Consider the following 12,660-nt stretch of genomic DNA (forward strand, 5'->3'; position numbering starts at 1 on the left):
AGAAAATGGCAGTACACAAGAAGTTTAATCATAGCACAAAGACAAATGCACTAGGTCGTGGACTCGACGCATTGATTTCTACAGAACCGATTAGCACTTCGGGTAGTAGCACTATCAACGAAATTGCAATCGATCAAATTGAGCCCAATCCTAACCAGCCACGTAGAGAATTTGATGACGAAGCTTTAAAAGAATTGGCAAGCAGTATTGCTCAGATTGGTATCATTCAGCCTATTACCCTTCGACAGGTAACCGAGAATAGATTTCAGATCATTGCAGGAGAACGTCGATGGAGAGCCTCTCAATTAGCTGGGCTGAAAGCTATACCTGCATATATTCGTACCATCAGTGATGAGAATGTCATGGAAATGGCACTCGTCGAGAATATCCAGAGAGAAGATTTAAATGCGATAGAAATCGCTTTGGCATACGAGCATCTCTTGGAAAATACGGGTATGACACAGGAGAAGGTTTCTGAGCGCGTAGGAAAGAGCCGTGCTGCCATCGCCAACTACCTAAGATTGCTCAAGTTGCCGGCTCAGGTACAAATGGCATTACAAAAGAAGGAGATTGATATGGGACACGCCCGTGCCCTTCTCTCTCTCGACAGTCCTTCGCTACAGATAAAGCTCTTCAAGGAAATCCAGAAGAACGGATATTCTGTACGCAAAGTAGAAGAACTCGTTCAGCAACTAAAGAACGGAGAAGACATAGAAAGTGGAAAGAAGAAGATTGCTGCAAAAGCACAACTTCCAGAGGAATTCAACATTCTAAAACAAAGACTTTCCAGTTTTCTGAACACCAAAGTTCAAATGACATGTTCACCAAAGGGAAAAGGAAAGATCAGTATTCCTTTCTCTAACGAAGAAGAACTTGAGCACATCATGAATGTGTTCGACAAATTGAAAGAGGATCAGCAAAGTGAATAAACTATTTCTGTTTTGTCTAGCTACCACTCTACTTCTTGCACCATCTAAGATGAAGGCGCAAGAAGTTGTTGATACTACGAATACCCAAGTAGTCGACGATGATATGGACTTTATCATAGCCGACTCCCTTGACAAAGCGAAGTCTACAAGCAACATCAAGCCCAAACGACAAAAAAGAGATTGGAATACATGGAAACCAGACGTCAAGAGAGCGCTATGGCTTTCTGTCGTATTACCAGGAGCAGGACAGATCTATAATCACAAATACTGGAAACTGCCTATTTTCTATGGAGGTGTCGTGGGATGTGTATATGCTATGACATGGAACAACAATATGTATAGAGATTATTCCCAAGCATATATGGACCTTGTAGATAACAATCCTTCAACACAAAGCTATAATCAATTCCTACATTTAGGAAACAAAATTACACCAGAGAATAAAGCACGCTACGAGGAAATATTCCGTAAGCGTAAAGACCGCTATCGTAGATGGCGCGACCTAAGTGTTTTCTCACTTATTGGTGTCTATGCTCTCTCTATCATTGATGCATACGTTGACGCTTCTCTAAGTGATTTCGATATCTCTAAAGATCTCAGTATGCACATTCAACCAACGATTATCAATAATCAACTAAACAGCAGTCCGCTAAGCTCCGGTGCAATTGGATTGCAATGTAGTCTTAACTTTTAAATTCAACAAGCATTATAATGAAGAAAATACATCTACTATTGGTTCTATTCCTCTCTTTCTGGAGTTGCGCGATGCAAGCCCAGAATAAGGTTGAGAATGATGTTATTACTGTAACCGATAGTTTAGGAAACAAACAAGATATCGATATACCAGAGGGTATGTTTGTAGACGTAGATAGTCTTTTGCATTTATATAACTCCAGAACCTATCTGCAACCAGATACATCTTGTAACTACAAGGACGTAAACCCTATCTACGATGAGGAGGTATATATCAATCGATTGAAACGACTTCCGACGATCATAGAGATGCCATACAATGAGGTGGTACAGAAATTCATAGACCATTATAGTAATGACTTGCGTCGTTCTGTCAGCTATATGTTAGGTGCTCAGAATTTCTATATTCCTATTTTTGAGCAGGCATTGGAAGCATACAACCTACCCCTTGAACTGAAATATCTGCCAGTAATCGAGTCTGCTCTAAATCCTAATGCTGTTTCCCGAGTCGGTGCCACAGGTCTTTGGCAATTCATGATTGGTACAGGAAAGCGATATGGACTTCAAGTCAACTCTCTGGTCGATGAGCGACGTGATCCGATAAAAGCATCTTATGCCGCAGCTCATTATCTGAGTGACTTATACAAGATCTTTGATGACTGGAACTTAGTTATCGCAGCATATAATTGTGGCCCGGACAAAGTAAACAAGGCTATACACCGCGCCAAAGGTGATGCTGACTATTGGAACATATACCCTTATCTTCCTAAGGAAACAAGAGGATATGTACCTGCATTTATCGCTGCCAACTACATTATGAATTACTATTGCGAGCACAACATCTGTCCGATGCTTACGAGTTTACCGGCGAAGACTGATACCATCGTCATCAACAAAGATGTTCATTTCGACCAGATTGCCGCAGTATTAGGTATCGACAAGGATTTGTTGGCTGAACTAAACCCACAATATCGCCATGAATATATTAACGGATTCAGTTCACCGGCAACGGTACGTCTTCCGTCTTCTCTTATCGGAACATACATCGACCGTGAAGATTCCATCTATAACTATAAAGCTGACGAATATCTCATGAAGAGAACCATCGTGGAGGTGAATCATGAGGCCCCGTCTTACTCTAGAAGAAGAAGTAGTCATAAGAAGAGTAGCAAACCTTCTAACAGTGGTTCACGGAATACCAAGAAGAAAAATAAAAAAGACAAGAAGGAGAAAAAGCAGCAAAGCGTTACGATCAAGAGTGGTGACACACTCTCAGAAATCGCAGAGCGCAACCATACCACCGTTAAGAAACTGAAGAAACTTAACGGAATAAAAGGAAACGGCATCCGTTCCGGAAAGAAAATCAGAATCAAATAAAAGTTCTTTGTGCATAAATTAATATAAGGAGATTAGGATATGGACGATCAAAATTTGAAAGACTTGGAAAGAGAACAAGCCGATAACAAAATGATCAATGATGCGTTTCAGCATCTTCTTGACACCTATCTAGCGTCACGACACAGAAAGAAAATCGACATCGTGACCAAAGCTTTCAATTTTGCCCGACAAGCTCACAAGGGAGTGAGAAGATTATCGGGTGAACCTTATATCATGCACCCTATCGCCGTAGCTCAGATTGCATGCGAAGAGATGGGACTCGGATCTACCAGTATCTGTTCCGCTCTTCTTCATGATGTTGTAGAAGACACAGACTATACCGTAGAAGATATCCAGAACATTTTTGGTCCGAAGATAGCACAAATCGTTGATGGACTAACCAAGATCAGCGGTGGCATCTTTGGTGACAAGGCTTCTGCACAGGCCGAGAACTTCAAGAAACTTCTGCTCACGATGAGTGATGATATCCGTGTCATCCTCATCAAGATTTGTGACAGATTGCACAATATGCGAACCTTAGCCTCTCAGCCTGCTAACAAGCAATATAAGATTGCCGGAGAGACCTTATATATATATGCCCCGCTGGCCAATCGATTAGGATTAAATAAGATTAAGACCGAACTTGAGGATTTAAGTTTCCGCTATGATCACCCTGACGAGTATGCTAATATCGAGAAGAAACTCGCCAATACAGAAAAACAAAGAGACTTCTTATTCGATAACTTTACTGCCCCGATAAAGAAGGCTCTTGACAAGATGGGAATACAGTATTCCATCAAAGCAAGAATAAAGAGTCCATATTCTATTTGGTGTAAAATGCAGAACAAGCATGTCACCTTTGACGAGATCTACGACATCCTTGCTGTAAGAATCATTTTCACTCCAAAAGTAAGAACTGAAGAAATTAACGAATGTTTCAGTATATACGTTGCGATCAGTCAAATCTACAAGAGTCACCCTGACCGCTTACGTGATTGGTTGAATCATCCGAAAGCTAACGGCTATCAGGCTCTTCATGTCACTTTGATGAGTAAACTCGGAAGATGGGTCGAGGTACAAATTAGAAGTGACAGGATGGACGAAGTCGCAGAACAAGGTTTTGCTGCACATTGGAAATACAAAGAAGGTGAAGAGTACACGGAAGACGAGAACGAACTCAACGATTGGTTGAGTACTATCAAGGAAATCCTAGACGATCCACAACCTGATGCCATGGATTTTCTGGATAGCATCAAACTGAATCTGTTTGCGAGTGAAATCTTTGTATTCACCCCAAAGGGTGAAATCAAGACGTTGCCGGCAGGATGTACGGCTCTCGACTTTGCCTTCCAATTGCATACATTCTTAGGAAGTCATTGTATTGGAGCTAAGGTAAATCATAAACTAGTTCCACTAAGTCATAAACTAAATAGTGGTGACCAAGTTGAGATTCTTACCTCAAAGAGCCAACACGTCAAACCTTCTTGGATTAACTTTGTCAGCACGGCAAAAGCCAGAAACAAAATTCAGGCAATCCTCCGTAGAGACAACAGAGAGATACAGAAGAAGGGAGAGAATATCCTCAACGATTGGCTTAAATCCAACAATCTGGAGTTAAGTACATCAATACTTGATAGATTATGTGACTATCATGACATGAAGAAGCACGAAAACTTCTTCCAGTCATTGGGTGACTATAGTATCATCCTTGGAGAAAAAGACATCGATGAGATACAAGGTAAGAACAAGAACAAACGAGATGGTGCCAGCAAAGGTTGGAGACGCTATGTGCCTTTCTTAGGTAAAAAGACAAACGACGCTGAAACCGAAGAGGCTACCGAAGATTTCCAGAAATACTTTGTTGTCGATAAAAACTTCAATAAGAAGAAACCTATCATCATCTCAGAAAAGAACATTCATCAGTTCATCTTCCCAGAATGTTGCCATGCCATACCAGGAGACGACATCTTAGGATATATCGACAATCAGAACCATATTGAGATACACAAGCGCGCCTGTAAGGTAGCCACGAAATTAAAATCCAGTTTCGGTAACAGGATTGTCGATGCAAAATGGAACATGCATAAGCAATTATTCTTCGATGCCACCATTGAACTACAAGGTATCGACAGAAAAGGTATGCTGTTGGATGTATCCAAGGTCATATCAGGACAACTGAATGTGGACATTCACCGCATCACCGTCAATAGTGACGAAGGTATCTTTGATGGAAAGATAGACTTGAAAGTTCACGACCGAGACGATGTAAAGGTCATCATGGACAACCTTAAGGGTATTGACGGATTACAAGAAGTACAGCAAATCAAATAATGACGAACATACGCAGTTAACAGTATGGAATTACGAGTTAACTGCGTTCCAACTCAGAAAGGCAATAGGAATTCCAAGGCAAAGATAATATGATCACACGATCATGTCCAAAGATTTTTTCAAATCCTTGAGTTGCTCACGGACAGATAACAACGTTTCCAATATCTCGCTAGTTCTGTCTGCACCGGCACGATTCTCATTGATATACTTACGAGCAGCAGCAATTTTGAATCCACGAACCTTGATCAAGTTATAAATCAATTTAACCTGTTCAATATCCTTATCGTTGTATTGCCGTACTTTATTAGCCGTAACCTTAGGACGAAGGTGTGGGAACTCCTTTTCCCAGAATCTCAGAGTAGACTCATTTACACCAACCATAGAGGCAACCTCTTTGATTGAATAGTACAATTTCACGTTTTTGTTCGGATTCAACGGCATAATTCTTCGTTTTTATATCTTTTAAATGCAAAGATAATAAAATCTATCAACTTTTTCGTATCTTTGCACATGATTTTTTAGAAAAGATAAAATTAAAGCATAAATAATATGATGACAGCTAATGAAATCCGTGACTCATATCTAAAATTCTTTGAGTCAAAAGGACACGTTATCGTACCGTCTGCTCCTATCGTTGTTAAGGACGACCCTACGTTGATGTTTACAAATGCTGGTATGAACCAGTGGAAAGATATCATCCTCGGCACAAAGGAACCAGAACCTCGTCGCCGTACCGATTCTCAGAAATGCTTACGTGTAAGCGGAAAGCACAATGATTTGGAAGAAGTAGGTCGTGACTCAGCCTTGAGCCATCACACCATGTTCGAGATGCTAGGCAACTGGAGTTTTGGCGATTACTTTAAGGAAGGTGCCATTGACTATGCTTACGAATTTTTAGTTGATGTTCTTCACCTTGATCCTAAAGACTTATATGTTACTGTCTTCGAGGGTGACGCTCAGGAGAATCTTGGTCGCGATGATGAAGCTGCAAGTTATTGGGAAAAGCATTTCCCTAAGAATCATATCGTGAATGGAAACAAGCACGATAACTTCTGGGAGATGGGTGACCAGGGACCTTGTGGACCTTGTTCAGAAATCCACATTGATTTCCGTCCTGAAGAGGAGAAAGCGAAAGTTCCAGGTGAAGAACTTGTCAACAAAGATCATCCACAGGTTATCGAGATTTGGAACATCGTGTTCATGCAGTTCAACAGAAAAGCTGACGGAACTCTTGAACCGCTCAAGATGCATGTTATCGATACCGGTATGGGATTCGAGCGCCTCGTTCGTTTGATGCAGGGCAAGAATTCCAACTATGATACCGACCTCTTCACTCCTATCATCACTGAGATTGAACGTCTTTCCGGAAAGAAATACAGTCACACCTTCCCGGAGGGTAAGAATGGTGAAGGTAAGAACGAAGAACAGAAGACTGATATTGCCATCCGTGTCGTTGCCGACCACCTCCGCGCTGTAGCCTTTGCTATCGCTGATGGCCAGTTACCAAGCAATGCCAAAGCAGGTTATGTCATCCGTCGTATTCTTCGTCGTGCCGTTCGTTACTACTATACCTTCCTCGATCAGAAAGAGGCTTTCATGTATAAACTTCTTCCTGTTCTTGTCAAAGAAATGGGTGCAGCTTATCCCGAACTCAATGCACAGCAGGAGCTTATCGGTCGAGTAATGAAGGAAGAGGAGGATAGCTTCCTCCGTACATTGGAGAAGGGTATCAACCTCCTCAATGGTGATTTGGACGAATTGAAGGCTCACAAGAAGACACAACTTGATGGTGTCTCTGCATTCCGCCTCTTCGATACTTATGGTTTCCCTCTCGACCTGACAGAGTTGATCTGTGCAGAGAATGGCTATACCGTAGATGAGAACGGATTCAACGAGGAGATGGCAAAGCAGAAAGCTCGCGCCAGAAATGCAGCTGCTGTCGAGAATGGTGACTGGGAAGTTATTCAGGAGGGCGAACAGGAGTTCGTTGGATATGATTATACAGAATACAGCTGTCATATCCTCCGCTATCGCAAGGTAACTCAGAAGAAGAACACTTTCTTTGAGGTTGTTCTCGACCATACACCTTTCTATGGAGAGATGGGTGGTCAGGTTGGTGACACCGGTGTACTCGTTAACGATGATGAGAACATTGAGGTTATCGACACCAAACGCGAAAACAATCAAAGCATCCATATCATCAAACAATTGCCAAAGGATCCTCGTGCCGAGTTCATGGCATGTGTAGATATCGAGAAGCGTAATGGTTCTGCTGCTAACCATACAGCAACTCACCTCCTCGACTATGCTTTAAAACAGGTTCTTGGTGATCATGTTGAGCAGAAGGGTTCATACGTTGATGCAAACACCCTTCGCTTCGACTTCTCCCACTTCCAGAAGGTAACCGATGAGGAGCTCCGTCAGGTTGAGCGCATCGTCAACGATATGATCCGTCAGGATTTACCTCTTGACGAACATCGTGACACACCTCTCGAAGAAGCTAAGGAGCTCGGTGCCATCGCCCTCTTCGGAGAGAAATATGGAGATAAGGTACGTGTCGTTCGCTTTGGACCAAGTTGTGAGTTCTGTGGCGGTATCCACGCTCAGAGCACAGGCCGCATCGGTTTCTTCAAGATTATATCAGAAAGTAGTGTTGCTGCCGGAGTACGTCGTATCGAAGCTCTTACCGGTAAGGCATGCGAAGATGCTATTTATGCAGTACAGGATACTTTGGTATCTATCAAGACTCTGTTCAATAACGCAAAGGATCTAGAGTCTGTTATCAAGAAGTATATCGAGGACAACGATAACATGAAGAAACAAATCGAGATCTTCCGTGCTCAGAAGGTTGAACAGCTGAAGAAAGGCCTTATCGAGAAGGCTCAGAACGTAAATGGTATCAAGGTTGTCAAGGCCGTACTTCCTATCGATGCGGCCTCAGCCAAAGATTTGGTATTCAAGGTTCGCGAAGCAATTCCTGAGAATTTGGTATGCGTCATCGGTTCTGTTGAAAACAACAAACCTTTGTTGAGTGTTATGTTCAGCGACAATATGGTTAAAGAGCATGAACTTAATGCAGGAAAGATTATCCGCGAAGCAGCCAAACTTATCAAAGGTGGTGGCGGTGGTCAACCTCACTATGCGCAAGCTGGTGGTAAAGATGCTGACGGTTTGAATGCCGCTGTTGATAAAGTCATTGAATTAGCAGAATTATAATCAGTTATATATATATTCACTAAATCAACGAACCGGGTTCCAAGTGATTGGGGTCCGGTTTTTTATTTCTTCTTATAAACAGTCATTTCCTTAGTCATACGCTTGTACATTTCTTCAGAAACCTTTCTACCTCTCAAAGTCCTGCAAATAGGCATACCCTTAAAATAACTATCTTGTGTCGTATACCAACCATATTGTAGAATTTCTTTTCTATGCAGATATTCTTTTTCAAGTTTGGCATAAGCCTTAGGACTGATATTGCAAAAATAATATTTACCACTATTCACCTTGAGTGCAAGAACCAAATATTGACGAGGAGATTTCTGTTCCTCCTTTTTTCTATAATATTCTGCTACCTTCCAATCCTTGGCTACTTCAATAGCCTTTATCTCCCAACCATACTTTCTGTTCAAGTCAGAAGCCATCTTTTGAAATTTGACGCCATGCGGTCTCGAATCTCTAATTCTAAAATATGCGATATAATAATGTATCATCTCATGAATTAATATATTCTGAGCCTGACGTTCCGTCATATCATAATAAGTAGACAACTTAATCGTATAATCAAAACACCTTATACGACGCCCCAAAAGCCATTCATTCTTATAAGCAAGAGCACCCAGTTGGGTACGAGCATGCGATAACTTGATAATTGGCATAGGTAACTTCCCGTCGAAATATAGGGAATTAAACTTTATAAATTCTTTTTTTATCCAAGATTCTGTTACTACCATCACTATCCTCTCACAAGAAGTATAAATTCATGCTACAAAATTTCCGAACACAAGATTCATACTTATGATTTAAAACAGGTCTGCGTCTTTGGCCAATTCACCAGATACAATTTTTCAGTAGCTCTGGTAAAAGCTGTATACAACCAGTGAATATAGTCAGGTGTCAGCATATCATCCGTCATATATCCCTGATCTAGATAAACATGGGCCCACTGTCCACCTTGGGCCTTATGGCATGTTATGGCATAAGCATATTTTATCTGCAATCCATTAAAATAGGTATCTTCTCTCATTTTTTTCATGCGGTCACCTTTCAATGGAATATCTTCATAATCCTTCATCACATTGACAAAGAGTTGTTCGGTTTGTTCATTGGTAAGCGATGGCGCCTCGGTCATCAAACTGTCCATGATGACAGTAGACTTTAACTCATAATTATCATAATCAGGAAAGTCTAACCATACATCCGCGAAATGGAAACCGTAAAGTTCACGAACATTTCTAACTCGTCTCACCTCTGCTCTGTCACCATTTGCTAAGAACGAAGGCACATTTTCTCCCTTCTCCTGTGCAGTCCAGTAATAATTATTTTTCACAACCATCACCATATCACCACTCGATAGTTGTTCTTCTCTGCCCAAAACCATTCCCCGGATTCCCTGATTATAAATATTAGCACGCTTATTACTCCTCGTGATACAGATTGTCTCATCTATTCCCACTTCACTGTAACTGGAAGCCAGTGACTCTATCAACTCGTCACCGGGAACCATGACGATATCAGCAAAACCATCAAACTGAATTTTCGGCAATTGCGTAACCTCATCATGAGTGATCATATTTCTGATCATGGTAGCATTATATAATATACCACTATTCGTACTTTGTCGCAAAACTTCATTCAAATCACAACAATAGACTTTAAGTCCATATCCTTCCATTACCATAGGACTTAATGCCGGTGATTCTTCCTCTCCTATCGGAGGCAGCTGTGCCTTGTCACCAATGAGTATCATCTTGTCATTACGCCCCTGATAGACAAAATATACCAAGTCATCCAATAACCTTCCCGAACCAAAACTCGTCTCCGACATTCCATAATTAGAGATCATAGAACTCTCATCCACCAGGAACAAAGTATCCTGATGCATATTGTTATTCAAATTGAATTGGCCACCGACACCAGTATAAACTTTTTCCCGATATATTCGTCGATGAATGGTAAAGGCCGGATGATTACTATGGAGGGCAAACACCTTAGCGGCTCTTCCTGTAGGAGCCAGGAGCATAACTTTCTGTTTCAGCTTCTTCATCGTTCTGACGATGGCACTAGCCAACACCGTTTTTCCGGTTCCGGCACTACCCCGCAAAATCATTACCGAATGAGGATCTCTATCGGTAAGGAATTCTGCGAACTCAGAGATTGCATGCTCTTGCTCAATTGTCGGAGGAAAGCCAAATTCTTTTAATATCTGATATTTTAGTTCGTCGATTATCATTTTTTTATTAACTTTGCAAAGTTACAAAAATGTTTGTACATGAAACCGAAAATAAACATTAATTATATATTGGCCGGATGCGTCGTTGTTTTGTCTCTGTTATGCATCCTCAGCGTGCTCAAGCCTCTCAATTTCCAGAAAGAGCAGGCTCAACGCGAAATCATAGTCAAGAAACGACTGCTGAAGATTCGCACTGCAGAGGAGAGATACCGACAGATATATAAGACGTATACGGGGAGTTTCTCTACTCTCATCCGTCAAGGATTCCTCGCAGACAGTTTGCAATATATACCTTTTGCGGGAAAGAAAAGATTTGATCTGCAAGCTACCGTACAAATAGGGAAAAGTGGCCGACAGATTCCACTTATGGAATGTGGCGCCGGGTATCACGACTATCTCAGTGGTATGGACAGCGACGAAATAGAACAACTTATTGAAAAAGCAAATACAGCAGGACAATATCCTGGACTTAAATTCGGAGACATCGAAACTGATAACAATAACGAAGTAAACTGGTAAACATGGAAACAACCAATACAAACGTTAAGACAGCCCGGCTTACGATAAGAATCAGTCGGCATACTCTATCCTTTTCGGCTATCGATAAAAGTACCGAAAAGCAGGTACGTTACGAACCTTATGTCGTAAAGAGTGGTATTTCTATGGCTGCCAACTTACGCGAAGCTTTCAAAGACAGTGAAATGCTGAATGCCGGATATGTAAAGGCTCAGGTTTTGCTCGACACTCCGATTCTACTGATTCCTATTGACGAATTCAAAGAGGAAGATTTAGAAATACTCTATCATCATGCCTTCATGGGCCATGATAACGATGTCATCCTGAATTCTGTATTGCCGGACCTGAATGCTGTTGCCGTATTCAGCATCAATAAGGACCTGAAACTTGTCATCGACGATCATTTCGGTGACGTACGCTTCCAACCTACGGTTTTTTCTGTATGGAACCATATGCACCATCGCAGTTTTACGGGCATACATCATAAATTATATGGCTATTTCCATGACAAGAAACTGGATATTTTCTGTTTCGACAAGAATAGAATCAAATATGCCAACACTTTCGATGTCACCCATTCCAAGGATGCTGCTTATTTCTTACTCTATGTATGGAAACAACTTCATCTCGATGTGCATCAGGATGAACTATACATTTCAGGCAACCTTATCGAACGCGACGAACTGGTCAGTATGTTAAAGATTTATGTTCAGAAAGTGTTCTTTATCAATGCGACCGCTGAGTTCAATCGTGCGCCGATAACAGAAATCAAGGGTATTCCTTTCGATTTGATCACATTATACATCAAAAAACAGATATGAGAATTATTACTGGAAAATATAAAGGACGGCATTTTGATATACCTCGTTCATTCAAGGCACGTCCTACCACCGATTTTGCCAAAGAGAACATCTTCAATGTCATGATGGGATATATCGATTTCGAGGACGCTTCCGCTCTCGACTTATTTTCAGGAACGGGAAGTATATCCTTGGAGTTAGTAAGTCGTGGCTGCAAGAGTGTCGTCAGCGTAGAGGGCGACCGCGACCACGCACGTTTTATCAAGGAATGTTTCACGAAACTCCATGACGACACCGACATCCTCATTCGAGGTGACGTGTTCAAATTCCTAAAGTCATGCCATCAGAAGTTTGATTTCATCTTTGCAGACCCTCCTTATGCACTTGAACAATTACCACAAATACCAGATTTGGTATTGAACAGTGATATACTCCAGGAGGATGGTGTTTTCGTATTCGAACATGGCAAACAATATGATTTTTCCGACCATCCCCGTTTTGTAGAGCATAGGGCCTATGGCAGTGTTAACTTCTCGATTTTTAAATAAATCGAGATTTTTTCGTT

At 41.4% G+C, this 12,660-nt stretch carries 11 protein-coding genes; 8 read left to right on the top strand and 3 right to left on the bottom strand.

The features are described from left to right. Positions 1 to 5: 5 nt before the first annotated feature. Genes K333_RS0102505 through K333_RS0102520 form a run of 4 tightly spaced genes read left to right on the top strand, consistent with a single transcriptional unit; the run spans position 6 to position 5,330 of the window. A complete protein-coding gene (locus tag K333_RS0102505) occupies positions 6 to 929 on the top strand; it encodes a ParB/RepB/Spo0J family partition protein (protein ID WP_024989052.1) in 924 nt (307 codons plus the stop codon). A 49-nt stretch (positions 930 to 978) separates the two neighbouring features. Next, positions 979 to 1,623, top strand: a complete 645-nt coding sequence (locus K333_RS0102510; protein WP_024989051.1) for a DUF5683 domain-containing protein — start codon at positions 979 to 981, stop codon at positions 1,621 to 1,623. 17 nt (positions 1,624 to 1,640) lie between these two features. After that, positions 1,641 to 2,999: a lytic transglycosylase domain-containing protein gene (locus K333_RS0102515; protein ID WP_024989050.1), complete on the top strand. Its 1,359-nt coding sequence runs from the start codon at positions 1,641 to 1,643 to the stop codon at positions 2,997 to 2,999. Positions 3,000 to 3,038: 39 nt separating this feature from the next. Beyond that, complete coding sequence (locus tag K333_RS0102520) at positions 3,039 to 5,330, top strand: RelA/SpoT family protein (protein WP_024989049.1); 2,292 nt, start codon at positions 3,039 to 3,041, stop codon at positions 5,328 to 5,330. A gap of 93 nt (positions 5,331 to 5,423) precedes the next feature. Here K333_RS0102520 and K333_RS0102525 read toward each other — a convergent pair whose 3' ends face one another. Then, a complete protein-coding gene (locus tag K333_RS0102525; RefSeq protein ID WP_024989048.1) occupies positions 5,424 to 5,771 on the bottom strand; it encodes a MerR family transcriptional regulator in 348 nt (115 codons plus the stop codon). A gap of 108 nt (positions 5,772 to 5,879) precedes the next feature. Between K333_RS0102525 and alaS the strand changes: the two genes are divergently transcribed. Further along, positions 5,880 to 8,546 (top strand): alanine--tRNA ligase, encoded by a 2,667-nt coding sequence (gene alaS, locus K333_RS0102530; protein WP_024989047.1) that lies wholly within the window; start codon positions 5,880 to 5,882, stop codon positions 8,544 to 8,546. 62 nt (positions 8,547 to 8,608) lie between these two features. Here the strand turns inward: alaS and K333_RS0102535 are convergent, their stop codons facing one another. Further along, entirely contained in the window at positions 8,609 to 9,280 is a 672-nt protein-coding gene (locus K333_RS0102535) for a SprT-like domain-containing protein (RefSeq protein ID WP_027452292.1), read from the bottom strand. A gap of 62 nt (positions 9,281 to 9,342) precedes the next feature. Continuing rightward, positions 9,343 to 10,779: an ATP-dependent DNA helicase gene (locus tag K333_RS0102540; RefSeq protein WP_027452293.1), complete on the bottom strand. Its 1,437-nt coding sequence runs from the start codon at positions 10,777 to 10,779 to the stop codon at positions 9,343 to 9,345. Positions 10,780 to 10,818: 39 nt separating this feature from the next. Between K333_RS0102540 and K333_RS0102545 the strand changes: the two genes are divergently transcribed. The 3 genes from K333_RS0102545 to K333_RS0102555 are packed head-to-tail and all read left to right on the top strand — an operon-like array spanning position 10,819 to position 12,643. Beyond that, positions 10,819 to 11,298 (top strand): hypothetical protein, encoded by a 480-nt coding sequence (locus K333_RS0102545; protein WP_024989046.1) that lies wholly within the window; start codon positions 10,819 to 10,821, stop codon positions 11,296 to 11,298. 2 nt (positions 11,299 to 11,300) lie between these two features. After that, positions 11,301 to 12,116: a DUF3822 family protein gene (locus tag K333_RS0102550; RefSeq protein ID WP_024989045.1), complete on the top strand. Its 816-nt coding sequence runs from the start codon at positions 11,301 to 11,303 to the stop codon at positions 12,114 to 12,116. After that, entirely contained in the window at positions 12,113 to 12,643 is a 531-nt protein-coding gene (locus K333_RS0102555; RefSeq protein WP_027452294.1) for an RsmD family RNA methyltransferase, read from the top strand. The genes K333_RS0102550 and K333_RS0102555 overlap by 4 nt, the downstream gene beginning before the upstream one ends. The last annotated feature ends 17 nt before the right edge of the window (positions 12,644 to 12,660 follow it).

It is taken from the genome of Segatella albensis DSM 11370 = JCM 12258 (assembly GCF_000426565.1).
Taxonomy (GTDB): Bacteria; Bacteroidota; Bacteroidia; order Bacteroidales; family Bacteroidaceae; genus Prevotella; species Prevotella albensis.

What these genes read in the sequence shown, in the direction of transcription:
- K333_RS0102505 (WP_024989052.1), top strand. Translation starts at nt 6, where the DNA reads ATGGCAGTACACAAGAAGTTTAATCATAGCACAAAGACAAATGCACTA.
- K333_RS0102510 (WP_024989051.1), top strand. Translation starts at nt 979, where the DNA reads ATGAAGGCGCAAGAAGTTGTTGATACTACGAATACCCAAGTAGTCGAC.
- K333_RS0102515 (WP_024989050.1), top strand. Translation starts at nt 1,641, where the DNA reads ATGAAGAAAATACATCTACTATTGGTTCTATTCCTCTCTTTCTGGAGT.
- K333_RS0102520 (WP_024989049.1), top strand. Translation starts at nt 3,039, where the DNA reads ATGGACGATCAAAATTTGAAAGACTTGGAAAGAGAACAAGCCGATAAC.
- K333_RS0102525 (WP_024989048.1), bottom strand. Translation starts at nt 5,771, where the DNA reads ATGCCGTTGAATCCGAACAAAAACGTGAAATTGTACTATTCAATCAAA.
- alaS (WP_024989047.1), top strand. Translation starts at nt 5,880, where the DNA reads ATGATGACAGCTAATGAAATCCGTGACTCATATCTAAAATTCTTTGAG.
- K333_RS0102535 (WP_027452292.1), bottom strand. Translation starts at nt 9,280, where the DNA reads ATGGTAGTAACAGAATCTTGGATAAAAAAAGAATTTATAAAGTTTAAT.
- K333_RS0102540 (WP_027452293.1), bottom strand. Translation starts at nt 10,779, where the DNA reads ATGATAATCGACGAACTAAAATATCAGATATTAAAAGAATTTGGCTTT.
- K333_RS0102545 (WP_024989046.1), top strand. Translation starts at nt 10,819, where the DNA reads ATGAAACCGAAAATAAACATTAATTATATATTGGCCGGATGCGTCGTT.
- K333_RS0102550 (WP_024989045.1), top strand. Translation starts at nt 11,301, where the DNA reads ATGGAAACAACCAATACAAACGTTAAGACAGCCCGGCTTACGATAAGA.
- K333_RS0102555 (WP_027452294.1), top strand. Translation starts at nt 12,113, where the DNA reads ATGAGAATTATTACTGGAAAATATAAAGGACGGCATTTTGATATACCT.